The organism is Amycolatopsis sp. NPDC023774 (assembly GCF_040639695.1).
In the GTDB taxonomy this organism is placed as follows: Bacteria; Actinomycetota; Actinomycetes; order Mycobacteriales; family Pseudonocardiaceae; genus Amycolatopsis.
Window position 1 is genome coordinate 64,555 of sequence record NZ_JBFAAJ010000029.1, and the last position, 24,120, is coordinate 88,674.

Sequence of the window (24,120 nt, forward strand, 5' to 3'; positions counted from 1 at the left end):
TCAGCCGGAGACCACGGTCAGCTCGAGTCCCAGCAGGTCCGCCACCGCCTTCAGCTCGGCGACGCGGTGGCCGGTCCCCAGCGCCCAGTGGTGGTTCACCCCGGTGGCTGACCACGCGTCGGTCCACTCGCCGACCTCGCAGCCGAAGTCCACTCGCGAGGTCGTGTTCCCGATCTGCAGCAGCGGCCCGGGCACGACCTCGCCCTCCGACGCGACGAGCACGAACGTGCCGTCACGCAGCTGACCGAGGCCGCACAGCGTCACCGGACCGTGTTGCACGTCGAACTCGACGGACAGCCCCCAGCCCCGCTTGCCGTGGTAGACCCCGAGCCCGCGCAGCAGCGGCTTGCGCGCGCTGATCGCCAAGTGCGCCGGGCCGTCGTGGCCCATCTCCACGACGTTGTCGCGGAAGTTCAGCGCCTGCAGCTCGGTGAACGAACCGCCGGCACCGAGCCGGTCCAGCAGCAGCATCGCCAGCGACGCCCGCAGCTCGTACTCGCCGACCGTGGGCACTCCGCGGGCCGTGAGCAGCGACGCGCCCAGGATGAACCCGGCCCCGACGCGCTCGTGGGTCTCGCCGTCGAGGCCGCGGTGGTAGTACGCGAGCGAGTCCAGCCCGAAGTCCCCGACCAGCCGGTCCAGCGCCACCGACACCTTGGCCCCCCAGGCGAAGTCCTCGTCGACGACCGAATCGTCCACAGTGAACACCTCGCGGGCGAGCGCCATCCGGGCCGCTGTCTCGGCGTCGGTGACCTGCTCCACGCGCACACGCAGGTCGTCGACCTCCAGGATCTCGACGTGCCCGCCGAGCTGCGCCGACACCAGCGTCGGATCGGTGGCCACGTCCATCATGCCCGGGTACAGGTGCCCGAGCAGGCCGTGGCGCCCGTGCCGGAACGCCGCGCGCACGCCGGCCGCCTTGATCCACCGCGCGATCTTCACCCAGGCCCGCTCGTCCTCCAGATACCCGGAAACCGATCGGAACTCGACACCGACGCGGCGGAACGCGTTGGCCATCTCCGGGAGCGGGCAGGCCCCGCAGTAGGCCAGCCACGCACCCGTGTCGAACGACGCGTGGTCCATCGCCTCGGTGGGCTGCAGGTTGAGCAGCAGCACCGGCGCGCCCGAGCGCTGCGCGATCGGCACCAGCATGCTCGACGTCAGGTACGTGGTCAGGAAGCCGATGATCAGGTCGCAGTCGGCCACCCGCAGCTTCTCGGCGGCGGCCGCGCCTTCGGCCGCGTCCGAGATGAACCCGGCGTCGACGACTTCGCAGTCCATTCCCGACAGTCGCTCGGCGACCCGGCGTGCCGAGGACTGCAGCTGCGGCAGCAGGTCGGGGAACTGCGGCCAGTACGCGCCGAGCCCGCCGGCGACGAGGCCGACGCGGGTGCGGCGCGGGGTGATGCGGTCCAGGCCGGGCGGGACGGGCCGCGCGAGCGTGTCGGTCATGAGGTCCTCTCCCTAACGCAGGAAGGCCGCGGCGACCCCGGCGTCGACCGGGATGTGCAGGCCCGTGGTGTGGGTGAGGTCGCCACCGGTCAGCGCGAACACCGCGGCGGCGACGTGCGCGGGCAGGACCTCGCGCTTGAGGATCGTGCGCTGGGCGTAGAACTCGCCGAGCTTCTCCTCCGGCACCCCGTAGACCGCGGCGCGCTGCGCGCCCCAGCCGCCGGCGAAGATGCCGGAACCACGCACGACGCCGTCGGGGTTGATGCCGTTGACGCGGATGCCGTGCTCGCCCAGCTCCGCCGCGAGCAACCGGACCTGGTGGGCCTGGTCGGCTTTCGCCGCGCCGTAGGCGACGTTGTTGGGGCCGGCGAACACCGCGTTCTTCGACGAGATGTACACGACGTCCCCGCCCAGGCCCTGGGCGATCATCGCCTTCGCCGCAGCTTGGGAGACCAGGAACGAGCCCTTGGCCATCACGTCGTGCTGCAGGTCCCAGTCGCGTTCGGTGGTCTCCAGCAACGGCTTGGAGATCGAGAGCCCGGCGTTGTTCACGACCAGGTCGAGCCCGCCGAACGCCAGCACGGTCGCGTCGACCGCCGCCGCGACGCCCGCCGCGTCGGTCACGTCCGCCGTCACGGCGATGGCCTTGTCCGCACCGCCTATGCCGTTCGCGACCTCCTCGGCCGCCTCGGTGTTGAGGTCCGCGATCGCCACGCAGGCCCCTTCGGCCGCGAGCCGTTCGGCGATCGCGCGTCCGATCCCCGAGCCCGCACCGGTGACGAGCGCGATCCGCCCGGCGAGCGGTTTCGGCTTGGGCAGGCGCTTGAGCTTGGCTTCCTCCAGCGCCCAGTACTCGATGCGGAACTTCTCGCTCTCCGGGATCGGCGCGTAGGTCGACACCGCTTCCGCGCCGCGCATCACGTTGATCGCGTTGACGTAGAACTCCCCCGCCACCCGCGCGGTCTGCTTGTCCTTGCCGAAGGAGAACATGCCGACACCGGGCACCAGCACGATCGCCGGGTCGGCGCCGCGCATGGCCGGCGAATCCTCAGTGGCGTACCGCTCGTAGTAGGCGCGGTAGGACTCGCGGTACTCCGCGTGCAGCTCCTTCAGCCGCGCGACGACGTCCTCCAGCGGCGCCGTAGCGGGCAGATCCACCACGAGTGGGCGGACCTTGGTGCGCAGGAAGTGGTCCGGGCACGACGTGCCCAGCGCGGCCAGCGACTGCAGCTTCTGCCGCGCCAGGAACTCCAGCACCACGTCGGCATCGGTGTAGTGGCCGACCTGGATCGCGTCAGTGGACGCGAGCCCCCGGACCACCGGCGCCAGCGCCGCGGCCCGCGCGCGGCGCTCATCCTCCGGCAACCCCTCGAAACCGGGGACGATTTCCCCGAACGGCTCGGCTTTCCCGCGTTCGGCGAGGAACTTCTCCGCGGTGCGAATAATCTCCAACGAGTTACGCTGACATTCTTCCGAGGTCGCACCCCACGCGGTGATCCCGTGCCCGCCGAGGATCACGCCGATCCCCTGCGGGTTGGCCGCCTTCACCGCCGCGATGTCCAGGCCGAGCTGGAACCCGGGCCGGCGCCAGTCCACCCACGCCACGCGGTCGCCGAAGCACTCCTTGGTCAGCGCCGCACCGTCGGCCGCCGTGGCCAGGGCGATACCCGAGTCCGGGTGCAGGTGGTCCACGTGCGCCGCCTCGACGAGACCGTGCATCGCGGTGTCGATCGACGGCGCCGCCCCACCACGCCCGTGCAGGCAGTAGTCGAACGCGGCCACCATCTCGTCCTCGCGCTCCACGCCCGGGTAGACGTCCGCGAGCGCCCGCAACCGGTCCAGGCGCAGCACCGCCAACCCCGCCTCGGTCAACGTGCCGAGATCACCGCCGGAACCCTTGACCCACAACAGCTCCACCGGCTTCGCTGTCACCGGATCAAGCACCTCCCCCTTCGCGGAGGTGTTGCCACCGGCGTAGTTCGTGTTCCGCGGATCGGCGCCCAGCGCGTTGCTGCGGGCGATGAGCTCCTCGGGCACAGTCATGCTCATGCTCCCCATCCGGCCTGCTGCCCGTCGGCGCGCTCGGCCTCGATCTTCTGCTGGTACCCGCTGCGGTGGTAGGCCGCGACCGGGTCCGGGTCCAACCCGGCATCCTCGCGGACCTCTGCCAGCAGCGGCCGCACGTCGGTGTTGTAGGCGTCCATCAGCACGGCATTGGCGCCGAGCACGTCGCCCGACTGCTGAGCCGCCCGCAGCGCGGGCCGGTCCACCAGCAGCGCCTTGGCCGTGGCTTCCTGCACGTTCATCACCGAGCGGATGATCGCCGGGATCTTCGCCTCGATGTTGTGGCACTGATCCAGCATGAAATTGATGCCATAGGACGGATCCAGCGCGTCACCACGCACGATCTCGTACATGATCCGGAACAGCTGGAACGGATCCGCCGCGCCGGCCATCAGGTCGTCGTCGGCGTAGAAGCGCGAGTTGAAGTCGAACGCGCCCAGCTTCCCCGCCCGCAGCAGGAACGCGACGATGAACTCGATGTTCGTCCCCGGCGCGTGGTGCCCGGTGTCGATGCACACCGTCGCCTTGTCACCGAGCTCGATGCAGTGCGCGTACGAGGTGCCCCAATCCGGCACGTCGGTGGCGTAGAACGCGGGCTCGAAGAACTTGTACTCCAGCAGCATCCGCTGGCCCTCACCGAGGCGGTCGTACGCCTCGCGCAACGCGGCGGCGAGGCGGTCCTGACGGTCGCGCAGGTCATCCTGGCCCGGGTAGTTGAGGCCGTCGGAGAACCACAGCTTCAGATCCCGGGAGCCCGTGGCGTCCATGATGGAAATCGCCTCGAGCAGGTGATCGGTCGCCTTGCGCCGGATGCCGGGATCGGGGTTGGTGACCGAGCCGAGCTTGTAGTCGTTGTCCTGGAACACGTTGGTGTTGATCGCCCCGATCCCCACCCCGAGGTCCTCGGCGTAGGAACGCAGCGCGGCGAAATCGTCGACCCGGTCCCACGGGATGTGCAACGCGACGCTGGGAGCCGCACCGGTGAAGCGGTGCACGGTCGCCGCGTCGGCGATCTTCTCCTCGGGCGTGCGGGGAACCCCGGCCTGAGGGAACACCTTGAACCGGGTGCCGGAGTTCGCGAACGCCCACGAAGGGGTCTCGATCCGCTGCGCCCGCAAAGCGGATTTCACGGCTGTCAGGTCGGGCAACTCGATCACGTCTTTCCCCGTCACGCGCTCGCGCGCTCGTCGTCCAGATGAAAAACCTCGGTGAGCAGTGCGAACCCCTCGTCGGGCCCGCGGCCGTCGAGGCCGGTGAAGAACTGCGCCATCTCGGCCTGCCACCGGGCGTTCACCTCGGTCTCGGCCATCGCGGCCTGCGCCGCGGCGAGGTCGTCGGCCTCGACGTAACCGATCAGCAGCCCGTCCTCACGCAGGAAGAGCGAGTAGTTGCGCCACCCGGTCTCGCGCAGGGCCGCCCGCATCTCCGGCCACACGGCGCGGTGGCGCTCGGCGTACTCGGCCATCCGCTCGGGCCGGACCTGGAGCTGGAAGCAGTATCGCGCCACGGTCTCCGTCCTCAGTGGACTCGGGTGTTCCGGCCGGACCGGAGTGGCCCGGCCGGAACACCGCCTCAGAAGTTGAACTTGTCGATGTTGTCGGCGTTGAACACCGTCGGCGGGCCGAGCACGATCTCACCGTCCGCGCCGATCGTGTACTCACCGAGCTTGCCGGCCTTGAACTTCTGGCCCTGCGCACCGGTGATCTGCCCCGAGCTCAGCGCCACCCCCGCGTAGGCGGCCAGGTAACCGATGTCGGCCGGGTTCCACAGCGCGAACTCCTTGACCGTGCCGTCCTTCACGAACGCGCGCATCTGGTTCGGCGTCCCCAGCCCGGTGATCGCGACCTTGCCCTTGTAGCTCGACGAGCTCACGTAGCGGGCCGCGGCCGCGATACCGACAGTGGTCGGCGACACGATCACCTTCAGGTTCGGGAACGACTGCAGCAGACCCTGGGCCTCCTGGAACGACTTCTGGTCGTCGTCGTTGCCGTAGGCGATCTTGTCCAGCTTCAGCTTCGAGTACTCGGGCTTCTTGAGCTCGTTCTGCAGCACGGCGATCCACGCGTTCTGGTTCGTGGCGTTCGGCGTCGCCGACAGGATCGCGATCTCACCCTCACCACCGGCCAGCTCGTTCGCCATCTTCGCGAGCTGCTCGCCGATGCCCTGGGTGCTGGCCTGGTTGATGAACACGTCGCGGCAGTTCTTCGCCGCGTCAGAGTCGAACGCGACGACCTTGATGCCGGCGCTGCGGGCCTGGTTGAGCGACGGGCACACCGCGTTCGGGTCGTTCGCGGCGATCCCGATCACGTCCTGCTGCTGCTGGATCAGCGTGTTGATGTAACTGACCTGTGAGGACGCGCTGGCGTCGTTCGGGCCGACGAGCTTGTACTCACCCTTGAGCTCGTCGAGCGCGGTCTTGCCGCCGCCGACCTCGATGTCGCTGTAGGGGTTGTTGAGCTGCTTGGGCAGGAACGCCATCTTCACGCCCTGTTTGCTGGCCGCGTTCGGGTCCGCGGACGCCGTGGACGCGGCCGGGCCGGAACCCGTGCTGTCGTTCTTCGTGGTGCCTCCACACGCGGTGAGGCTCAGGACCAGGCCTGCCGCGCTCGCCAGCGACACGACGCCGGTCAGGATTCGTCGGGACATCTTCGTCACCTTTCTGGGTTACTGCTCGGCGCCGGCGAGAGCTCCGGCTTTCGGGGACGGGGATCGCCGTCTGCGCCGCTGCAGCGCGGCACGGGCGGAGAACAGGATGTTGGGCAGCAGCACGGAGATGATCAGCAGCACGCCGGTCACGATGTTGAGGGCCTCGTTCGACACGTCCTGCAGCCGCAACGCGTTCTGCAGCGCCGAAAGCAGCACCACCCCGCCCAGCACGCCGGGCAGCGTGCCCTTGCCGCCGAAGATCGACACACCACCCAGCAGTACCGCGGCCACCACAGCCAGCTCCAGGCCGAACCCGTTGTCGGCACGGGCGCTGGAGTAGCGCAGCGTCCACAGCACCCCGGCCAGCCCGGCGACCGCGCCGCTGACCACGTAGAGCCAGAACTTCGTGCGCCCCGTGCGAATGCCGGCGAACCGGGCCGCGGTGTCGCTGGCGCCGGCCGCGAACACGCCGCGGCCGATCGGGGTGGCGTGGAGGACGACACCGAAGACGATCGCGAGGATCACCAGCGGCACCAGCACGTTCGGGATCGGGCCGCCGCCGAGGGTCCCGGTGACCCACGAGGTGTAGGACTGCGGGAAGTCGGCCACCGCGCTGTCGCCGAGCACCACGAAGGCGAGGCCGCGGTAGAGCGCCATCGTGCCGATGGTGACGGCCAGCGACGGCAGCTTCAGGACCGTGACGAAGAATCCGTTCACCGCGCCGAGAACCGCACCCAGCACGATGCACAGCGGGATGATCGACTCGATCGTCAGCCCGGAGTTCCACAGCGAGCCCATCACCGCGGACGTGAGCCCGAGCGTGCTCGCCACCGACAGGTCGATCTCGCCGGTGACGATGATGAACGTCATCGGCAGCGCCATCAACGCGATCGGCAGCAGGTCCAGCAACAGGAACGTGTAGTTGCGGCCGGTGCCGAAGTTGTCGATGGTGCCCGACGCGACGAGCAGGACCACGATCGCGATCGCGATGACGGCGACGTCCCAGCTCGCGAGCCGCGCCAGCCAGGCGGGCCGCCGGGCCGGGGTGGTGGGGTCAGACATGGGAGTCCCTCTTCTTCAGGGCCTTGGCGACGCGCACGGCGACGAGCCGGTCGGCTCCGATGGCCAGCAGGATCAGCGCGCCGACGATCGCCTGCTGCCAGAACTGGTCGATGTCGAGCACAGCCAGCGCGCTGCCGATCACCGTCAGCAGGAGGGCGCCGAGGCTCGCGCCCCACACCGAACCGCTGCCGCCGAACACGGCGACCCCGCCGACGACCGCGGCGGCCACGACGTTGAGCTCGTACCCCGTGCCGGCCGCGGCGTCGACCGTGCCGAACCGGGCCGCGAACAGCACACCGGCGAGGCCGGCCAGGGCTCCGCTGACGAGGAACGCGATGGTGGTATTGCGGCCGACCTTGATGCCGGCCAGCTGCGCGGCCTGCGGGCTCGAACCCATGGCGTACAGCTCGCGGCCACCGCGGTAGTTGCGCAGGACCACGCCGGCGATCACCATCACGAGCACCGCGATCAGCACCAGCCAGGGGATGCCGAGCACCGACGCGTCGCCGAAATCGAGGAACGAGCGCGGCAGCTTGTCGGCGTTGATCTGCTGCCCACCGGCCCAGAAGTAGACGGCGCCGCGGAACGCATACAGGGTGCCGAGGGTGACGACCAGGGCCGGGACGTGGCCGAACCGCACCACCGCGCCATTGATCAGGCCGCACGCGGCGCCGACGACCAGGCCCGCGAGCAGCGCCACGATCACCGGCAGCCCGGGATTGTCGCGCAGCATCGTGCCGACGGCGAACGCGGACAGACCGAGCACCGACCCCACGGACAAGTCGATGTTGCGGGTGATCATCACGACGGCCTGCCCGACGGCCAGCACCGCGAGGATCGCCGTGCCGAGCAGGATGTCGCGGATGCTCTGCCCCGACAGGAACCGGGAGTTCTGCGTCGCGGTGAACACCACGAGCACGATCAGCGCCAGCACAATACCCGACTCGCGGGCCTTGAACACGGTTCCGAACACCGATCGCCGCTCCCCCGGGCTCGCCTGGCGGGGTGGCGGGGCCGCCACCTTGGTCGCGTTCACGCCACCGCCCCCTGTCCCATCGCCGCGAACATCACCGAGTTCTCGTCCGCCTCGGCGCGCGGGATCTCCGCCACGATCCGGCCCTCCCGCATCACCAGCACGCGGTCGGCCATGCCCAGCACCTCCGGCAGCTCCGAGGACACCATCACCACCGCGACCCCCTCGGCCGCCAGCGAGGACATCAGCCGGTGGACCTCGGCCTTGGTGCCGACGTCGATGCCGCGCGTCGGCTCGTCCACGATCAGCACCCGCGGCGCCATCGCGAGCCACTTGGCCAGCACCACCTTCTGCTGGTTGCCGCCCGAGAGCGTGCCCACCGCGTCCCCGAGGCGGCCGTACTTGGTGCGCAGCCGCTCGGTCCAGCGCAACGCCTCCCGGCGTTCACCCGGGCCCAGCAGCAGACCGAGTTTCGACAGCGCCCGCGCCCGCGGCAGCGTCACGTTGCGCTCGATCGACAGGTCCATGACGAGGCCTTGCTGCCGCCGGTCCTCCGGCACCAGCGCCATGCCCGCCGCCATCGACGCGCGCGGCGAGTGGGGCTTGAGCTTCTTCCCGTTGAGCCGCACGACTCCGGCGTCGCGTTCGTCCACTCCGAACACCGCCTGGACCACTTCGGACCGGCCGGCCCCGACGAGCCCGGCGAACGCGACGATCTCGCCCGCCCGCACGGAGAACGACACGTCGCGGAACACGCCCTCGCGCGTCAGACCGTCCACTTCGAGCACGACAGCGCCCGATTCCACGTCCTGCTTGGGAAACAGCGCCTCGAGGTCGCGCCCGACCATGCGGCGCACCATCTCGTCCACGGTGACGTCTTCCACCGCGTCCGTGGAGACGTGGCGGCCGTCGCGCATGATCGTCACCCGCTGGCACAGGTCGGTGATCTCCTCGAAGCGGTGCGAGATGAACATGATCGCCGCACCCTCGTCGCGCAGCGCCCGGGCCACCGAGAACAGACGCTCGACCTCGACCAGGCTCAACGCCGCGGTCGGCTCGTCCATCACGAGTACCCGCGCGTCGGCGCTCAGCGCCTTGGCGATCTCGACGATCTGCTGATCGGCGATCGACAGCCCGCGCGCCGGGCGGTTCGGGTCGATGCGCACACCGAGGCGGGCGAACAGGCGCTCCGCCTCGTCCCGGATGGCCGAGCGGTCGATCATTCCCAGCCGGCCGCGCGGGTGCCGGCCCATCACGATGTTCTCGGCCACCGTGAGATCGGGGAACAACGTCGGCTCCTGGTAGATCACCGCGATCCCCGCGGCCTTGGCGTCGGCGGGCGAGGAGAACTCGACCACCTCGCCGTCCAGCAGCAGCTCACCCTGGTCGGGGCGGTGCACGCCGGCCAGCATCTTCACGATCGTCGACTTGCCCGCACCGTTCTCACCGACCAGCGCGTGGGCCTCACCGGCGTACAGGGGGAACGACACACCTGCCACCGCCGCGACCGCGCCGAACGACTTCGTGACCCCACGGACCTCGAGCAAGGGCACTCGGTCGCGCTCCTGCCGCGTCATCGCGACCTCCGGGATTGAAAGGTTTCACAAACCTGGCGCGGTGACGCTACTATGGGGCGGAACGGGAAGTCAACGAAAAACGGTGCCAGCGCGTATCTCAACGCGGTCGCGGTTTTTCAATCAGCGTCCCGTGATTGTCACGTTTCAACACAGGGTGGGGTGGCGGTGGAAGACTCGAACGAGGTCGCGGCCCCAGCACCCCGCGCGGCGGGGATCAAGGACGTGGCCGCGGCCGCCGGCGTCTCGCTCGGCACGGTGTCCAACGTGCTCAACCGGCCCGAGCGCGTGAGCCCGAAGACGCGGACCAAAGTGGAGGCCGCGATGGCCGCGCTGGGTTTCGTGCGCAACGAGTCCGCGCGGCAGCTACGCGCCGGCCACAGCCGCGTGCTCGCCTACGTGATGCTCGACGGGCGCAACCCGTTCTTCACCGACGTCGCGGCGGGCATGGAGGATGCGGCCGCCGAGGACGACCTGTCGCTGTTCGTGTGCAACAGCGCCAACCTCGCCGAACGCGAGGCTGCCTACCTCCGCCGCCTCGAACAGCAACGCGTGCAGGGCGTCCTCATCACCCCGGTCGACCCGGACTCCCCCGCTCTCGCCGAACTCGCGCGCCGCGGCACGTCGGTCGTCATCGTCGACCGCAAACGCCCCGGCACCGACCACTGCTCGGTCGCCGTCGACGACGTCCGCGGCGGCGAGCTCGCCGCCCGCCACCTCCTCGACCAGGGCCACACCCGCATCGCCTTCGTCGGCGGCCCACTCACCCTCGGGCAGGTCCGCGACCGCCGCGAGGGCGCGCTGCGCGCTTTGCTCGCGGCCGGCCTGGGCCCCGACCACCTGGTCGACCTCGCCACCCCCCAGCTCACCGTCGAGGACGGCAGCAACGCCGGCCAGCGCCTGGCCGGCCTGCCGTCGGCCACTCGCCCCACCGCCGCGTTCTGCGCCAACGACCTGCTCGCCCTGGGCCTCCTGCGCAGCTGCGCCGCCCTGGGCATCTCCGTCCCGGCCGGCCTCGCCATCGTGGGCTACGACGACATCGACTTCGCCGCGGCCGCGACCGTGCCCCTCACGTCCGTCCGCCAGCCCCGCCACCGCCTCGGCCGCACGGCCGCGGAGCTGCTCATCCAGGAGACGTCGGACCCGGGGCACGTGCACCAGCAGGTGACTTATCTTCCGGAGCTGGTGGTGCGGGCATCGACTTTGCGGACGAAGTAGGTCCACTGTGGGCGGTCACGACCGATCATCCACAGTGGACCTGCTTCGGGATCATTCCGGCACGCGGGTGATCTCCGGCTGCTCCACCCCATGCGGGATGTCGAACGACTCCTCGCCCGTCCGCAACAGCCGCAGGATCACCCCGGCCACGTAATCCGGACTCTGCACCACCATCCCCGGGATCGGGGACGCCCCGAGGGTGAAACGACCGTCCGCGAACTCCGTCGCGGTCATGGAAGGCAGCAGGAGCGACACGGCGATGCCGTCGGCCGCGAGTTTCTGCGTGAGCACCGCGCTGAGCATGTTCACGGCCGACTTGCCGGCCGCGTAGGCACCCACGCCGACCGCGACGCGCCGGGTCGTGCCGGAGCTGATGTTGACGATGCGGCCGAAACCCTGCTGCCGCATCGCGGGCAGCACCGCCTGCGTCACGGCGAGCAGGCCGACGACGTTGAGCTGCAGCGTCGCACCGAAGGCGGCGGGGTCCACCTGGTCGAGGGGGCCGTGAAGGCTGGTGCCGGCGTTGTTGACCAAGCCATCGATGCGGCCGTGGCGGTCCAGCGTGGCCGCGACGAGGGCGGCCACCTGCGCGGGTCGGTCACGTCGGTGGGGACGGCGAGGGCGCCGCCGAGTTCGGCGAGGCGGTCGGCGCGGCGGGCCGCGAGCACGGGGTGGGCCCCTGCCTGGTGCAGGCGGCGAGCGGTCGACGCGCCGATTCCCGAGGAGGCACCGGTGACGATGACCGTCTTGCCCGCCAGGTCGATGAGGTCTGTCATGCCACGACGTCTACCAGACGCGAGCGCGAGCCCGACAGTTGACAACCTGGTCTTATGAGCCTAAGAAATACCAGACCACCGCGCCTGCGCCCGCGAGCCGGTGCCTGGAGGGAGCTATGGCAGCTCTGTGGATCCGGCGGATCCTGAGCGCGACCACCGCTGTCGTCTCGCTCGCCGCGTGCGGGTCGGGCGGCCAACCGGACGGTTATGGACTGGCCGACCCCGGCACCATCACCGCCGGTGTCACGGCCGGCGACGCGCCGTTCGTCTCCCCCGACGCGACCGGCAAGCCGGTGGGGCTGCTGGTCGACCTCAACGACGTGATCGCCCAGCGGATGGGCCTCGGGATCACCTACCGGATGACCACCGTCAGCGCCGGGTTGGCGCTGGTCACGGCCGGGCAGCTCGACATGCTCGCGATCGGCATGCTGCCGACCTCCGAGCGCAAGAAGAGCGTCGACTTCACCAAGCCGTTCTACCTGGCCTCCGACGACGTCGTGGTCCGCACCGGCTCGGCGGTGAAGGCGGCGGGGGACCTCGCCGGCAAACGCGTCGGCGCGGGGCTGGGCAGCGCGCAGGCCGACTTCGTCACCGCGAAGGTCCCGGCGCCACCCTCATCTCGCAGCCCACCAACAGCGCGGGCGTCACCCAGCTGCTCAACGGGAACCTCGACGCGATGGTGCTCGCCTCCACCGAGGTCCCCACCGTGCTCCAGGAGAACCCGGGCCGGGTCACGATCGCCTACTCCGCGCCCCACGAGCAGGCGTCGGCGATGCCGGTGAACCGCAAGCTCACCGCGTTCGAGAAGGCCTACGGCGACCAGCTCAAGACCACGATGGACGACGGCACTTTCCTTCGCCTGTACGACAAGTACTTCCCCGGCGAGCCCTACCCGTCGCAGATGTTCACCTATTGGCCCCAGCTCCGGGACCAGATCCAGAAGGGCAGATGAGGCGAGAATGCGCCGACGATTCCGGACCGCCTACACCGCGCTCGCGGCAGCGGGGTTGCTGACCGTTTCCGCCTGCGGCGGTGGCGGCGCCACGAGCACGGACCCCTACGGCCTCGCGGTGCCCGGCACCATCACGGCCGGCGTGCCACAGGGCGACGCGCCGTTCGTGTCGCCCGACACGAGCGGCAAGCCGGCCGGGATGCTGATCGACCTCAACGACGTCATCGCGAAGCGCATGGGTCTCAAGATCACCTACAAGCTCTCCACCGTCGGCGCGGGTCTGCCGCTGGTCACCGCGGGCCAGTACGACATGATGATCGCCGACCTCACCATGTCCGAGGAACGCAAGCGCAACGTCGCCTTCACCACGCCGTTCTACGTCGACGCCAACGACGTGCTGGTCCGCGCCGACTCGCCGGTCAAGACCGTCGCCGACCTGAAGGGCAAACGCGTGGGCGTCGGCATCGGCAGCGCGCAGGCCGATTTCGCCGCGAAGACGTTGCCCCAGGCCAGTGTCGTCAGCGTCCAGACCAACGCCACCGGCATCGACCAGCTCCTCAACGGCAACCTCGACGGCTTCGTCGTCAGCTCGGTGCAGGCCATCACGGTCTTCGCCCAGCACCCGGGGCGGCTGAAGGTCGGTGTCTCGGTGCAGAACCCGCTACCCGAGGCGATGGCCGTCCGAAAAGGACTCGACAAGTTCCTCGCCGACTACGACAAGCAGCTCGCCGCCGTGGTGGACGACGGCACGTTCCTCAAGCTGTACCGCCAGTACTTCCCCGGGCAGGAATATCCGAGTTCGCTGTTCCAGTACTGGCCTTCACTGCAGGCGCAGGTCCAGAAGGATCCCGCGGCGAAGTGACCGAGGTGGCCGGGTCCGCGGACCCGGCCACCTCGGCCGGCGGCTCAGCTCCGCCACCAGTCCTCGAGCGGGCTGACCGGCACGGTGCGCTTGTGGCGCGTTTTGAGGAAGATCGACTCCACCTTCTCCGCGACCTCCGGGCTCACGTCGAGGCCTTCGAGGTAGTCGTCGAGCTCGGAGTACTTGAGGCCCAGGGCCACCTCGTCGGGCAGGGCGGGCCGGTCGTCCTCGAGGTCGGCGGTCGGCACCTTCTGCCAGACGCTCGGCGGCGCACCCAGCTCCTGCAGCAGCGCGGCACCCTGGCGCTTGGTCAGCCCGGTGAGAGGCGTGATGTCGACGCCGCCGTCGCCGTACTTGGTGAAGAAGCCGGTGACGGCTTCGGCCGCGTGGTCGGTGCCCGCGACCAGCAGGTCCAGTTGCCCGGCGATCGAGTACTGGATCACCATGCGCTCGCGGGCCTTGATGTTGCCGCGCACGAAGTCGCGCAAGCCGGGCGCCTCGCCCAGCAGCTCGCTGATCCCGAGCGCCGACTCCGTTGCGACGGCGTCCGCGCTGGGCTTCACGTTCACGGTGACCGAATGGTCCGGCTTGATGAACTCCAGCGCGATCTGCGCGTCTTCCTCGTCGGCCTGCACGCCGTAGGGCAGCCGCACCGCGACGAACGTGGCCTCGCGCCCCTCCGCGCGCAGCTCCTCGGCGGCGAGCTGGCACAGCCGGCCGGTCAGCGAGCTGTCCTGGCCGCCGCTGATGCCGAGCACGAAGCCCTTGGCCGGCGTCGAGCGCAGGTAGTCCTTGAGGAAGTCGACCCGCTGCCGGATCTCGGCTTTCGGTGTGATGACCGGCTTGACGCCGAGCTCGGCGAGAATCTGCTGCCGTAGGTTCTCCATTCGCCGTACTTTACTGGCGCCTCCTGCCCGGCCGACCACCGAGGAACGGGTAAGCCGCCGGCCTCGACCGCAGCCGCCTCCCCGGCCTCGGCGCACTGCGCCAGGTGCCTGACCCGAGCGCCTGAGCACTGTCCTGTCAGGACGTCCGAGCGGTCCCCCGGTCTCACTCGCTGCCGAGGATCCCCTGCAACAGGGTCAGCAGTTCGGCGGTCCCGGCGACCGCCAGCTGCTCCAACGCTCCCGCGTGCCGGCCGAGGATCACGCCGATCAACGCGGCCGACAGCACTTCGGCGCGCAGCTCGGGGTTCGCCACGCCCTCGCGCACGAACCGCTCGCGCAGCGGGGTGAGGACGCGGTGGTCCAGTTCGGCAAGCGCGGCTTTCTGAGCCTCGGGGTTGTCGTACGGCCGGATCGCGGCCTGCAGGATCGGGCCCGGCCCGCGCGTGCCGGTGCGCTCGATCAACCCCTTCAGCCGGGCCGGTTCCAGGACGTCGGGCAGCCGCTCGCCCGGTTCGCCCTCGGCGCGCAGCACGGCGATGAACAGCTGTGCCTTGCCGCCGAAATAGCGCGCGATCATCGTCGGGTCGACGCCGGCGCGTTCACCGATGTCCCGCGCCGTCGTCCGGTCGTAGCCGCGGTCGGCGAACAGCTCGCCGGCGGCGGCCAGCAGCCGGGCGCGGCTCGCCGCCGCGTCACGACGGCGGGGAGACGATGCGTCGGGCATCCCGGGGATCCTCCACGGCTGGGGTGATCGTTCTCGTGGACCTTAGCCGAGGCTCCGCGAGGGCCGGACCGGCTCGTTCCACCACGTCACCAGGTCGTCGACCAGGCCGTCCGCCTGGCTCGCCCCCGCCTCGGCTCCGACCTCGATGAACCCCGCGTCCAGCAGGTCGTGGGGCTTCTCGTAGAACGGGTCCGCCGTGATCACCCGCACGCGGTGACCGCGTTCAGTGAGCAAAGCCTCCTCCCGCGCGAGATCCGCGGACGGTATCGGCGCCACCACGAGCACCCGGCCCGGCTCGACAGCACCGCCGTCGTGCCACTGCGGATCGAGGGCCAGGTCGGCGTTGGTACCCGAGCGCACTCCCCCGTCGACCCAGGTCGAGCCGGCCACGTGCACGGGCGGCGCGACGCCCGGCGCCGCCGATGAACAGGCCACCGCGACCGCGACGGAGATCCCGTCGGCCGGCGACCACCCGCGGGCGAGGCCGGTGTCCGTGCTCACCGCGGTGATCCGGAGCCGGCTCGGCCATTGCCCGGCCGGCAGCGCCCAGGACCGCAGTTCGTCGGCCTGCGCGTCCGAAATCGGCGGCACCGCGGCGATCGCGGCCTGGCCGATCGCCGCGCCCGCTCGGGTCCCTCCGAGGTGTCCTGGGCCAGACCCCGGAAAAGCGTCCGGTCCCCGCGCCGGCGGTGACGTTGCGCGAGTGCCAGGCCGCGCGCTCCCGCATCTTCGCCGGCACCGTCGGCAGCCCGGCCGGCTCCATCGTGAGCCACGCACTGACGATCGACCCGGCCGACGTACCCACCACCCCGGACTCGGACAGCGGCACACCCGCGGTCTCCAGCCGGTGCACCAGGGCCGAGGTCCACGCGGCGCCGACCGGACCACCGCCGCCGAGGACGAGTGCGGTGAGCAGAGGGATTTCCCGGGGTCGGGGCATGGCACGTTCTCCTTCGCGGTGGCCGAAACCGACGCACGAAACACCCGGTTTCGGGCTTCCGGGTACCGTCACCCGGTAGTCTACGCTTGATGTCTACAGCAGATGTCTACGTTTGTGGACGTGGGCACGGATCATCACTCCGGCTCGCCGCGCGAGCCTGTCCCCGCCGGTGGTACTCACGCCGTCGGCCGTTTCAGCAAAGACAGGTCCGGACTACTTGCCGTCGCAATACTCGAGTTGCCGCCACCGCGGACGGTCCACGTGCGAGTCCGGCCGCGGGCTGCCCAACCGGGAGAAGGAGATCTCGCCATGACCCGATCCGCTCGCCGCCATCCGAACAGGCCTCTGCCTCTGCGGCGCCATCGGCTACCGGTTCGACGCCCGGCCCGACGGTGTCGTCCTGTGCCACTGTGACGACTGCCAGCGCCACGCGGGATCGGCGTTCTCGGACAACGTCCTGGTGGCGCGGGACGCGGTGAAGACGAGGGCACACCCAAGGTCCACCACACCACCGGAACCGAGAACGGCCACCTGCGCGACCGTCTGTTCTGCGGCGACTGCGGCACCCCGATCTTCACGGTGCTCCACGAACGCCCCGAAACCCTCATCGTCAAGGGCGGCACCCTCGACGACCGCACTGGACTCACGCCTCTCGCCGACGTGTGGTGGCGCCGGGCGCGGAACTGGCGAGCCCCACCCCGGCCGCGCGCGCTTCGAGGGCGACGCGCGGTAGATCGCGGCGAGAAAGCCGCAGCGAACCACATTGTCCCTAGGATTCCGGCACGAGCCGGATTCCCCGCGTCTCCCCCGCCGCGATGACCGACGAGCAACGGAGGCTCTACGAATCCATCACGGCCGGGCCGCGCGCGCGGAACCCCTTCGGCATCGTGGACTCCGACGGGACGCTCGGGGGGCCGTTCAACGCCATGCTGCTCAACCCGCCGGTCGGCGACGCGCTGCAGCGACTCGGCGCCGCGCTGCGCCACGGCGGTGAACTGTCCGATCGGGTCCGGGAGCTGGCCGTCCTGATGGTGGCCGCTTCGCGGGAGAGCGGGTACGAGCAGTTGGCCCACGAGCACGTCGGCCGGCAACTGGTGCTGACCGACGAGGAGATCACCGCGCTGCGCGAGAGCCGGAGCTCACCGATCCCGAAGAGGCAGCCGTCGTCAGGGCCGCCCGCCGGCTCCTCGATCACGGCAAGCTCACCGACGAGGAATACACCGACGCCGTCTCGAACCTCGGCGCGGCGAAGCTGTTCGAATTGTCCACTGTGGTCGGTTACTACCAGCTCGTCGCGATGCAGTTGCACGTCTTCGGCGTCGAGCGGCCGGAATGAGGAGTCGGCGCCCAGCCGGCCGCCTCGACCCGCCGTCGCCCGAATCGGACCGACGGCACCAAAACGCCGTCAACGAGCGGTCCGCGGCCGTCAAGGTTCCGTCGGGGCTCGCGGCCGGACGCGCCGGACGCTGAGCAGATGACCGACCCGACGTTCGTCCTGGACGCGATCGGCGGGTTCGTGCTGGTGGCCCTGCTGCTCCGCCTCGCCGGCGCCTGGCTCGACGCGCACGACGACGACCCCTTCGCGCGCCACATCCCGGCCCCGCACTGACCCAGCCGGGCTAGTCGCTTTCCAGGTCCGCCAGCACTTCCGCGGCCGTGGTGTTGCCGCCGAGCGCCGGCCGGCGCAGCTCGTCGTGGTCCTCACGCTCGGTCGCCACCTCGACCAGCAGGTCTGCGGCATCCGAGCTGCCACCGGCCGCCCACTGGCGCAGCTCGGCCGCGTCGCCGCGTTCGGCGGCCAGCTCGATCAGCTGGCCGACCGCGTCGGAATCGCCCGCCGCGGCTGCTGCGCGCAGAGCTTCAAGATCGGGGTCGGTCATCGTCGGCGCCTTTCCTGACGTGCTACACGTCGATGTGCGAACCCATGATCACGGTCCGTTCCCGAGGCAGTGCGAAGTACTCGGCCGCGTCGGCGGTGATGTAGGAGGTGGCGATGAACAGGCGCTTGCGCCACGACGCCATGGTGGGCTCGTCGCCACGGCGCAGCTCGATCTTCGACAGGAAGTAGGACGCGTCGTCGACCTGCAGGCGGCCTTCGGTGTCGGCCGGGTCGACGAGCCGGAGCGTGCGCGGCACGTCCGGGGTCTCCATGTAGCCGAAGCGGGCCGTGACGTGGGTGATGCCGTCGTCGGCGTAGCCGAGGTCGTCCACGGAGATCCGCTCGGCGTCCGGGATCCGCGGCACGGGCTCGGTCTCCAGCGACATGATCACCACGTGCTCGTGGCGCACGTGGTTGTGCTCCACGTTGGCGCGCATGGCCAGCGGCGCGCTGTCGTTGCCACGGTTGAGGAAAACGGCCGTACCGGGCACGGTCTGCGTCGGCGACTCGCCGTTGCGCAGCTTGTCGACGAACTCCCGCAATGCCCCTTCGTGCCGGTTGCGTTCGGCCGTCACGATCTGGCGGCCGCGTTGCCAGGTGGTCATGACGGTGAACGCGGTGAGGCCGATGAGCAGCGGCAGCCACGCGCCGTGGACGAGCTTGGTCAGGTTGGCGGCGACGAACAGCAGGTCGACTACCAGGAGCACGCCCCCGCCGGCCCAGAGCAGCCATGGCGGCGTGCTCCATTTCGACCGGGCGATGTAGAAGAACAGCAACGTGGTGATGGTGATCGTCGCGGTCACCGCCATGCCGAACGCGTACGCGAGCGCCGAGGAGCTGCGGAAGGCGAACACCAGCGTCAGCACGGAGAACATCAGCAGCCAGTTGATCCACGGCACGTAGATCTGGCCGCGCTCGGTCTCCGACGTGTGCGCGATCCGCAGCCGCGGCAGGTACCCGAGCTGCGCGGCCTGCGACGCGACCGAGTACGCGCCGGTGATCACGGCCTGCGACGCGATCACGGTCGCCGCCGTGGCCAGCAGGACGAGCGGCAGCCGGGCCCAGCCGGGGACGAGCAGGAAGAACGGGCTGCTCAGGTTGGCCTGGTCTTCGAGGATCAGCGCGCCCTGGCCGAAGTAGTTGAGCACGCACGCGGGGAACACGAGGAAAAGCCACCCGCGCGTGATGGCTCGGCGGCCGAAGTGGCCCATGTCCGCGTAGAGCGCTTCGGCGCCGGTGACCGACAGCACGACCGCGGCGAGGGCGAAGAAGGCGATGTCGAAGTGGCCGACCATGAAGTCGAGCGCGTACGTGGGTGAGAGCGCTTCGAGGATCGCGGGGTGCTTGACGATGCCCGTCACCCCGGTCAGGCCGATCACGGTGAACCACGTGATCATCACCGGCCCGAACACCCGCCCGACGGCGGCCGTGCCCCTGCGTTGCACCAGGAACAGCACCACGATGATCACGGCGGTGATCGGCACGACCCAGCTCTCGAACGAGTCGTCGACGACCTTGAGCCCCTCCACCGCCGACAGCACCGAGATCGCCGGGGTGATCATGCTGTCGCCGAAGAACAGTGACGCGCCGAAGATGCCCAGCCCCGCCAGCACCACGGCCACCCGCCGCCGCCCCTGCCCACCGCGGCGGCGCAGCAGGGTGATCAACGCCATGATGCCTCCCTCGCCGTCGTTGTCCGCACGCATCGCCAGCAGCACGTACGTGACAGTCACGATGATCGTCACGGACCAGAAGATCAGCGACACGACCCCGAACACGTTCTGCGCGCTCACCGGCACCGGGTGCGGGTCACTCGGGCTGAACACCGTCTGCAGCGTGTAGATCGGGCTCGTCCCGATGTCGCCGAACACGACCCCCAGCGCCCCGACCACCACGGCCAGCTTCACGGAGTCCCGCGCGAGCCGCGCGCGGCCGGCCGGCCCGTCCTCCGTCGTGGTCGCCTTCCGGCCCTCGGTCACGGTCTTCCTCCTCGGCGCGAGCGGGCACAGCCCCGACATCGGGGGGAACCCTACCGGCCCGAGGTGGACGGCAGCGGAAGATCAACCGCCGCGTCGGCACGGGACTCTCCTCGGCAGGGGGTACCGTGCGGGAGATCGCCCGCTTCGACCCGTGCCAGGTCGTCATCGTCCGGACGTGCACCAAGACGCGACAGCACCTTCCGGCGGGGACCTTCACGCGTTCGTTGTGCCAATTGCGGCTGTTCACCGGAGTGGCGAGTACCTCGTCGACCTCGGCTTCTGGTCCACTATCGACGGTCAGGTGCCGAGGAGGTCTTGCGCGAAGACCTCCTCGACCTGCAGCCGGCGCTGGACAGGCCCTGCTCGTGGTGCAGGTACGTGTCGAGGGTGGTGCGGTTCGCTCGCCTCGATGCCGTAGGGCCGCCAGTCTCCGGTGAACTGCTCCTCGTTGCTCTCGACGAGGGCGTTGCGCCACGCCACCATCGTCGGGGACCTGATACAGCCGGCGGTCGCGCCGGCAGCGGCCCGCGGCGGTGTCCTTGTCGGCGGAGAACGCAGTGTACAGCTCGCGTGCGAGGCCTGGTCGCTCGTTCAGGAGTTCACGTCGGACGACGATGGTGTGCATGATCGGGAAGATCCCCGTGCGCCGGTGGTAGTCGCGTTCGAGGGGCTCGAAGTCGCGGACCAGCCGGGTGACGTTCGGCGAGCCGTCGAGCACGCACTGCGGACCGTTGGCGGAGAACAGCGCGTCGATCTCGCCCGCGTCGAGCATCACGTTGAGCATTTTCCGCACGGGCGCCTCGGAAACGTCCAGGCCGGAGGGGTGCGGGTGCGGGATGAAAGCGAACGGCGGGGCCGGACGCTCGAGCCCCCCGATCACCCACCGGTTGCGTTCGGGTTCGAAGCCTTACTCGTCGGCGAGGATCCCCTTGGCCCAGACGCCGGAGTCCTGGTCGCACGTGCCGAACTCGCCGATCGTCCTGCCGGCGAGGTCGGCCCGCCCGGTGATGCCGGCGTGGGTGTTGACGAAAACGCACGAATGCCGGAACACGCGGTTCGGGAAGATCGGCAGCGCCACGTAGGGCAGGCCTTCGTCCAGCAGCCGCAGGTAGAACGTGAGGCCGAGCTCGGCGACGTCGAACTCGTGCTTGCGGATCACGCGTTCGAAGATCTCGGGCAGGGTGGGTGCGGTGTTCACTTTCGTGTCGATGCCACCCTCGAACAACGCCTGTGTCGTGTCGTAGCGGAAGCACACCCGATCGTGAGTGCGGAGGGGGTCGTGTCCATGCCTCGATCGTCGGCCTGCGCGGGGCACGGCGGTCAAGACCGGTCGCGACGACCCGATAGCCCACGGGTATCGGGTCGAGGTGGGTCTGCGCGTGCTGCGGTACTTCGTCGCGGTGGCCGAGGAGCGCCACGTCGGCCGCGCCGCGCACCGGCTGCACATGAGCCAGCCCCCACTCGGCCGCGGCTGCGGCAGCTGGAGGACGAGCTCGGCGCCACCCGTTCGAACGCACGCCCAAGGGTGTCACCCTCACCACCGCCGGCGCGGTTCTGCACGAAGACGCTGTCGCCCTCCTCGCCAAGGCCGACCGCATCCGCGGTCGGGTGACCGCCGCGGCCGGCCGGCACCGCGCGGCTCGTTGTCGGCACCCTCGCGGACGCGGCCGAGTTCGTCGGCGCGCAGCTGGTCCCCCGGTTCCGCGAGCACTGTCCGCACGTCGAAATCACCGTGGGCAAAACAGACCTCGCCGACCCGACCGCGAGTCTGCGCGCCGGCCTCGTCGACGTCACGCTGACCCGCACGCCCTTCGACACGACCGGCGTCGCCACCCGCATCCTGCGCGCCGTCCCCGTCGCCGTCATCCTGCGCGCCGACCCGCCCGCCGCCCGCTCGGCGGTTTCGGCTTCCGACCTCACCGGCCGCCGCTGGGTCCGGCTCCCCGGCGGCACCGACCCGGCCTGGACGTCGTTCTGGACCGGCGGCCCACCCGACCCCGCCGCACCCGTGCTGCGCACGATCCGCGAATGCCTCCAAGCCGTCACCTGGAACGCGACGGCCGCCCTCGCCTCGGTCGACCAACCGCTCCCCACGGGCCTCGTCGCGCTTCCGCTGTCCGGCCACGCGCCGAGCAGCCTCGTGGTGGCGTGGCCGAAAACCGGCGCGAACGCGCAGGTCCGCGGCTTCGTCCGCATCGCGGCGGACAGTCAGCGGGCCCGATCCCGCCCCGGAGTGTGCGAAGCTGGTCCGATGCAGCTCGGACTGCACGCACTGGGCATCGGCGCCGGCGCCCGCCGGGCCGTGATCGACGCGGTCGCCGTGGCGGCCGAGGCGTGCGGCTTCGCGACGCTGTGGTCGGGCGAGCACGTCGTGATGGTCGACCACGCGTCCTCGCGCTACCCGTACTCGCCCGACGGGCGCATCGCCGTCCCGGCGGCAGCGCACTGGCTCGATCCCTTGGTCGGCCTCAGCTTCGCCGCCGCGGCCACATCGACCATCCGCGTCGCCACGGGTGTCCTGCTCCTGCCCGAGCACAACCCGATCGTCGTGGCCAAGCAGGCTGCCAGCCTCGACGTGCTGTCCGGCGGCCGTCTCACGCTCGGCGTGGGCGTCGGCTGGTCACGCGAGGAGTTCGACGCCCTCGGCGTGCCCTTCGCCCGGCGGACGGCGCGGACGGAGGAGTACGTCGCGGCCATGCGCGCGTTGTGGCGAGAAGACGTCGCCTCGTTCACAGGCGACTTCGTCCGGTTCGACTCGATCCGCGTGAACCCGAAACCTTGCGGCGCCAGCATCCCGATCATCTTCGGCGGCAACAGCGACGCGGCACTGCGCCGCGCCGCCACGCTGGGCGACGGCTGGTACGGCTTCAACCTCGACGGCGTTCCCGAAGTCGCCGACCGCCTGGCCTTCCTCGCCGCGCAGGACCGCGACGTCGCCGAACTGCGGATCGCCGTCGCCCTGCGCGATCCCGAACCCGACGACGTCGAAGAGCTGGCCGCACTCGGCGTCGACGAACTGGTGATCGTCGACAGCCCACCCGAGGACCTGGAACTGGCCGCCGACTGGGTGTCGACACTCGCCGCCCGCTGGCTCCCCACCGCGGCCGGCGAGTGACCACGAGCCCGCCGGCCCAGCCCGGTCAGGACCCGCGTTCGAACAATGCGGCGCTGCCCTGACCTCCGCCGATGCACCGGGTGTCCAGGCCGTAGCGGGCCTCAGAGCGGCAGTCACCGTGTCCTGCTGTTGGTGGGGAGGGTGGCCGCAGCCGGCCGTGCGGCGACAGCGTCCACTTCGAACAGCGACCCCGCCACCGCGGACGCCTTCCCCGGATATTCCTCTGCGGACCAGCCGCTCACTCCGGATACGTGAACCGCGTCAGCAAATCCATCAACTTCGCCGGCTCCCCCGGCCGCAGGTGCGACACCAGCTCCTGCGCCGGCCCCCTCGCGTCATCGTGCGCCGCGTCGAACGCTGTCAACCCGGCCTCGGTGATCTCGACTTCACGCACGCGCCGGTCCCCCGGCACGGCCTTGCGGACCGCGAACCCCTTCTCCTCCAGGTCGTCGACGACCCGCATGATCCCGGCTTTGTCCGAGCCCGTCGCCTCGACCAGGTCCCGCTGCGTCGTCGGCCCGCGGTCCACGAGGGTGATCAGCACGGCGAAGTGCCGCAGGTCCAGGCCGTGCGGCCGCATGGCGGCCGTCATCGTGCTCGCCACCCGCGCGTGCGCCCGGCGCAGCAGCAACCCCAGCGCGAACGGCGAGTCGTCCCCCGGGCGATCGTTGGCCCGCGGCTTCCCACTCATGCCCGCACTCTACCTCGGCTGATACGGTTTCATCCGCTACGAACCTCGCCCGTGCTCAGCCTCGGAGTCACGCCCCGCCCGGCGGAGCTCACCGCCACCCTGCCCGGCGACGGCAGCCGCCTCCACGAAGCCCAGGCACGTCAGGTCGGTCAGCTCCGTGGACCGCACGTTCAGGCTGTCCAGCCGCAAGGTCGTCCCGGTCAACGACAGCTGCTTCTCCGGCCACCTCGACAGCCGCAGATCCGGCACCGGCCGCAAGTCCCGGCAACGGTCCACAAGCGACTCGCCCTCGCTGACGCACACGAGTTCCGGCTGCACGAATCCGG

23 protein-coding genes and 3 pseudogenes are annotated in these 24,120 nt (G+C 70.4%); 8 read left to right on the top strand and 18 right to left on the bottom strand.

Annotated elements, in window-relative coordinates:
* From AB0F91_RS37725 to AB0F91_RS37760, 8 genes are all read right to left on the bottom strand, one after another.
* Nucleotides 1–1,452 carry an L-fucose/L-arabinose isomerase family protein gene (locus AB0F91_RS37725; protein WP_360605642.1) on the bottom strand — a complete coding sequence of 484 codons (1,452 nt, stop codon included), beginning with the start codon at nt 1,450–1,452 and terminating at the stop codon, nt 1–3.
* Between the two features lie 12 nt (nt 1,453–1,464).
* Nucleotides 1,465–3,495, bottom strand: a complete 2,031-nt coding sequence (locus AB0F91_RS37730) for a bifunctional aldolase/short-chain dehydrogenase (RefSeq protein ID WP_360605644.1) — start codon at nt 3,493–3,495, stop codon at nt 1,465–1,467.
* 2 nt (nt 3,496–3,497) lie between these two features.
* Complete coding sequence (gene rhaI / locus AB0F91_RS37735) at nt 3,498–4,673, bottom strand: L-rhamnose isomerase (RefSeq protein WP_360605702.1); 1,176 nt, start codon at nt 4,671–4,673, stop codon at nt 3,498–3,500.
* 11 nt (nt 4,674–4,684) lie between these two features.
* Nucleotides 4,685–5,023, bottom strand: a complete 339-nt coding sequence (locus tag AB0F91_RS37740) for an L-rhamnose mutarotase (RefSeq protein WP_360605646.1) — start codon at nt 5,021–5,023, stop codon at nt 4,685–4,687.
* A 65-nt stretch (nt 5,024–5,088) separates the two neighbouring features.
* On the bottom strand, nt 5,089–6,162 hold the full coding sequence (rhaS, locus tag AB0F91_RS37745; protein ID WP_360605648.1) for a rhamnose ABC transporter substrate-binding protein: 1,074 nt from the start codon (nt 6,160–6,162) through the stop codon (nt 5,089–5,091).
* Nucleotides 6,163–6,180: 18 nt separating this feature from the next.
* Nucleotides 6,181–7,224, bottom strand: coding sequence for an ABC transporter permease (locus tag AB0F91_RS37750; protein ID WP_360605650.1), 1,044 nt, complete (start codon nt 7,222–7,224; stop codon nt 6,181–6,183).
* A complete protein-coding gene (locus AB0F91_RS37755; RefSeq protein WP_360605652.1) occupies nt 7,217–8,197 on the bottom strand; it encodes an ABC transporter permease in 981 nt (326 codons plus the stop codon). The genes AB0F91_RS37750 and AB0F91_RS37755 overlap by 8 nt, the downstream gene beginning before the upstream one ends.
* Nucleotides 8,198–8,256: 59 nt before the next feature.
* A complete protein-coding gene (locus AB0F91_RS37760) occupies nt 8,257–9,774 on the bottom strand; it encodes a sugar ABC transporter ATP-binding protein (protein ID WP_360605654.1) in 1,518 nt (505 codons plus the stop codon).
* Between the two features lie 213 nt (nt 9,775–9,987).
* On the opposite strand from AB0F91_RS37760, the gene AB0F91_RS37765 reads away from it, so the two are divergent.
* Nucleotides 9,988–10,989, top strand: coding sequence for a LacI family DNA-binding transcriptional regulator (locus AB0F91_RS37765; RefSeq protein WP_360605704.1), 1,002 nt, complete (start codon nt 9,988–9,990; stop codon nt 10,987–10,989).
* 51 nt (nt 10,990–11,040) lie between these two features.
* On the opposite strand, the pseudogene AB0F91_RS37770 reads toward AB0F91_RS37765, so the two are convergent.
* Nucleotides 11,041–11,765, bottom strand: a pseudogene (locus tag AB0F91_RS37770) (SDR family oxidoreductase).
* A gap of 116 nt (nt 11,766–11,881) precedes the next feature.
* On the opposite strand from AB0F91_RS37770, the pseudogene AB0F91_RS37775 reads away from it, so the two are divergent.
* Nucleotides 11,882–12,717: pseudogene (locus AB0F91_RS37775) on the top strand (transporter substrate-binding domain-containing protein).
* Nucleotides 12,718–12,724: 7 nt separating this feature from the next.
* On the top strand, nt 12,725–13,579 hold the full coding sequence (locus AB0F91_RS37780) for a transporter substrate-binding domain-containing protein (protein ID WP_360605656.1): 855 nt from the start codon (nt 12,725–12,727) through the stop codon (nt 13,577–13,579).
* Between the two features lie 44 nt (nt 13,580–13,623).
* On the opposite strand, the gene nadE is transcribed toward AB0F91_RS37780, so the two are convergent.
* From nadE to AB0F91_RS37795, 3 genes are all read right to left on the bottom strand, one after another.
* Nucleotides 13,624–14,466, bottom strand: coding sequence for an ammonia-dependent NAD(+) synthetase (gene nadE / locus AB0F91_RS37785; protein WP_360605658.1), 843 nt, complete (start codon nt 14,464–14,466; stop codon nt 13,624–13,626).
* A 163-nt stretch (nt 14,467–14,629) separates the two neighbouring features.
* Nucleotides 14,630–15,190 (bottom strand): TetR family transcriptional regulator, encoded by a 561-nt coding sequence (locus AB0F91_RS37790; RefSeq protein WP_360605660.1) that lies wholly within the window; start codon nt 15,188–15,190, stop codon nt 14,630–14,632.
* 42 nt (nt 15,191–15,232) lie between these two features.
* Complete coding sequence (locus tag AB0F91_RS37795) at nt 15,233–15,781, bottom strand: patatin-like phospholipase family protein (protein WP_360605662.1); 549 nt, start codon at nt 15,779–15,781, stop codon at nt 15,233–15,235.
* Between the two features lie 749 nt (nt 15,782–16,530).
* On the opposite strand from AB0F91_RS37795, the pseudogene AB0F91_RS37800 reads away from it, so the two are divergent.
* From AB0F91_RS37800 to AB0F91_RS37810, 3 genes and pseudogenes are all read left to right on the top strand, one after another.
* Nucleotides 16,531–16,949, top strand: a pseudogene (locus AB0F91_RS37800) (GFA family protein).
* Nucleotides 16,950–17,056: 107 nt separating this feature from the next.
* Nucleotides 17,057–17,608 (top strand): carboxymuconolactone decarboxylase family protein, encoded by a 552-nt coding sequence (locus AB0F91_RS37805; protein ID WP_360605706.1) that lies wholly within the window; start codon nt 17,057–17,059, stop codon nt 17,606–17,608.
* Nucleotides 17,605–17,739: a hypothetical protein gene (locus AB0F91_RS37810; protein ID WP_360605664.1), complete on the top strand. Its 135-nt coding sequence runs from the start codon at nt 17,605–17,607 to the stop codon at nt 17,737–17,739. The genes AB0F91_RS37805 and AB0F91_RS37810 overlap by 4 nt, the downstream gene beginning before the upstream one ends.
* A gap of 10 nt (nt 17,740–17,749) precedes the next feature.
* Here AB0F91_RS37810 and AB0F91_RS37815 read toward each other — a convergent pair whose 3' ends face one another.
* From AB0F91_RS37815 to AB0F91_RS37830, 4 genes are all read right to left on the bottom strand, one after another.
* The gene (locus tag AB0F91_RS37815) at nt 17,750–18,010 is read right to left on the bottom strand and encodes a hypothetical protein (protein WP_360605666.1); all 261 of its coding nucleotides are present in this window, start codon (nt 18,008–18,010) and stop codon (nt 17,750–17,752) included.
* 22 nt (nt 18,011–18,032) lie between these two features.
* Nucleotides 18,033–19,988, bottom strand: a complete 1,956-nt coding sequence (locus AB0F91_RS37820) for a potassium transporter Kup (protein ID WP_360605668.1) — start codon at nt 19,986–19,988, stop codon at nt 18,033–18,035.
* 297 nt (nt 19,989–20,285) lie between these two features.
* The gene (locus AB0F91_RS37825) at nt 20,286–20,471 is read right to left on the bottom strand and encodes a hypothetical protein (protein ID WP_360605670.1); all 186 of its coding nucleotides are present in this window, start codon (nt 20,469–20,471) and stop codon (nt 20,286–20,288) included.
* Between the two features lie 424 nt (nt 20,472–20,895).
* The gene (locus tag AB0F91_RS37830; protein ID WP_360605672.1) at nt 20,896–21,243 is read right to left on the bottom strand and encodes a hypothetical protein; all 348 of its coding nucleotides are present in this window, start codon (nt 21,241–21,243) and stop codon (nt 20,896–20,898) included.
* A 145-nt stretch (nt 21,244–21,388) separates the two neighbouring features.
* Between AB0F91_RS37830 and AB0F91_RS37835 the strand changes: the two genes are divergently transcribed.
* Complete coding sequence (locus tag AB0F91_RS37835; protein WP_360605708.1) at nt 21,389–21,787, top strand: hypothetical protein; 399 nt, start codon at nt 21,389–21,391, stop codon at nt 21,785–21,787.
* Entirely contained in the window at nt 21,676–23,103 is a 1,428-nt protein-coding gene (locus tag AB0F91_RS37840; protein ID WP_360605710.1) for a TIGR03619 family F420-dependent LLM class oxidoreductase, read from the top strand. Before AB0F91_RS37835 ends, AB0F91_RS37840 begins: the two co-directional genes overlap by 112 nt.
* A 238-nt stretch (nt 23,104–23,341) precedes the next feature.
* On the opposite strand, the gene AB0F91_RS37845 is transcribed toward AB0F91_RS37840, so the two are convergent.
* Together AB0F91_RS37845 and AB0F91_RS37850 are read right to left on the bottom strand one after the other, a co-directional pair.
* Nucleotides 23,342–23,794, bottom strand: a complete 453-nt coding sequence (locus AB0F91_RS37845) for a MarR family winged helix-turn-helix transcriptional regulator (RefSeq protein WP_360605674.1) — start codon at nt 23,792–23,794, stop codon at nt 23,342–23,344.
* Nucleotides 23,795–23,830: 36 nt separating this feature from the next.
* Complete coding sequence (locus tag AB0F91_RS37850) at nt 23,831–24,112, bottom strand: hypothetical protein (RefSeq protein WP_360605676.1); 282 nt, start codon at nt 24,110–24,112, stop codon at nt 23,831–23,833.
* Nucleotides 24,113–24,120: the final 8 nt, after the last annotated feature.

Excerpts from the sequence above, each read along its gene's own strand:
- AB0F91_RS37725 (WP_360605642.1), bottom strand. The coding sequence starts at position 1,452 with ATGACCGACACGCTCGCGCGGCCCGTCCCGCCCGGCCTGGACCGCATC.
- AB0F91_RS37730 (WP_360605644.1), bottom strand. The coding sequence starts at position 3,495 with ATGACTGTGCCCGAGGAGCTCATCGCCCGCAGCAACGCGCTGGGCGCC.
- rhaS (WP_360605648.1), bottom strand. The coding sequence starts at position 6,162 with ATGTCCCGACGAATCCTGACCGGCGTCGTGTCGCTGGCGAGCGCGGCA.
- AB0F91_RS37750 (WP_360605650.1), bottom strand. The coding sequence starts at position 7,224 with ATGTCTGACCCCACCACCCCGGCCCGGCGGCCCGCCTGGCTGGCGCGG.
- AB0F91_RS37760 (WP_360605654.1), bottom strand. The coding sequence starts at position 9,774 with ATGACGCGGCAGGAGCGCGACCGAGTGCCCTTGCTCGAGGTCCGTGGG.
- AB0F91_RS37780 (WP_360605656.1), top strand. The coding sequence starts at position 12,725 with ATGCGCCGACGATTCCGGACCGCCTACACCGCGCTCGCGGCAGCGGGG.
- nadE (WP_360605658.1), bottom strand. The coding sequence starts at position 14,466 with ATGGAGAACCTACGGCAGCAGATTCTCGCCGAGCTCGGCGTCAAGCCG.
- AB0F91_RS37790 (WP_360605660.1), bottom strand. The coding sequence starts at position 15,190 with ATGCCCGACGCATCGTCTCCCCGCCGTCGTGACGCGGCGGCGAGCCGC.
- AB0F91_RS37805 (WP_360605706.1), top strand. The coding sequence starts at position 17,057 with ATGCTGCTCAACCCGCCGGTCGGCGACGCGCTGCAGCGACTCGGCGCC.
- AB0F91_RS37810 (WP_360605664.1), top strand. The coding sequence starts at position 17,605 with ATGACCGACCCGACGTTCGTCCTGGACGCGATCGGCGGGTTCGTGCTG.
- AB0F91_RS37815 (WP_360605666.1), bottom strand. The coding sequence starts at position 18,010 with ATGACCGACCCCGATCTTGAAGCTCTGCGCGCAGCAGCCGCGGCGGGC.
- AB0F91_RS37825 (WP_360605670.1), bottom strand. The coding sequence starts at position 20,471 with ATGGTGGCGTGGCGCAACGCCCTCGTCGAGAGCAACGAGGAGCAGTTC.
- AB0F91_RS37845 (WP_360605674.1), bottom strand. The coding sequence starts at position 23,794 with ATGAGTGGGAAGCCGCGGGCCAACGATCGCCCGGGGGACGACTCGCCG.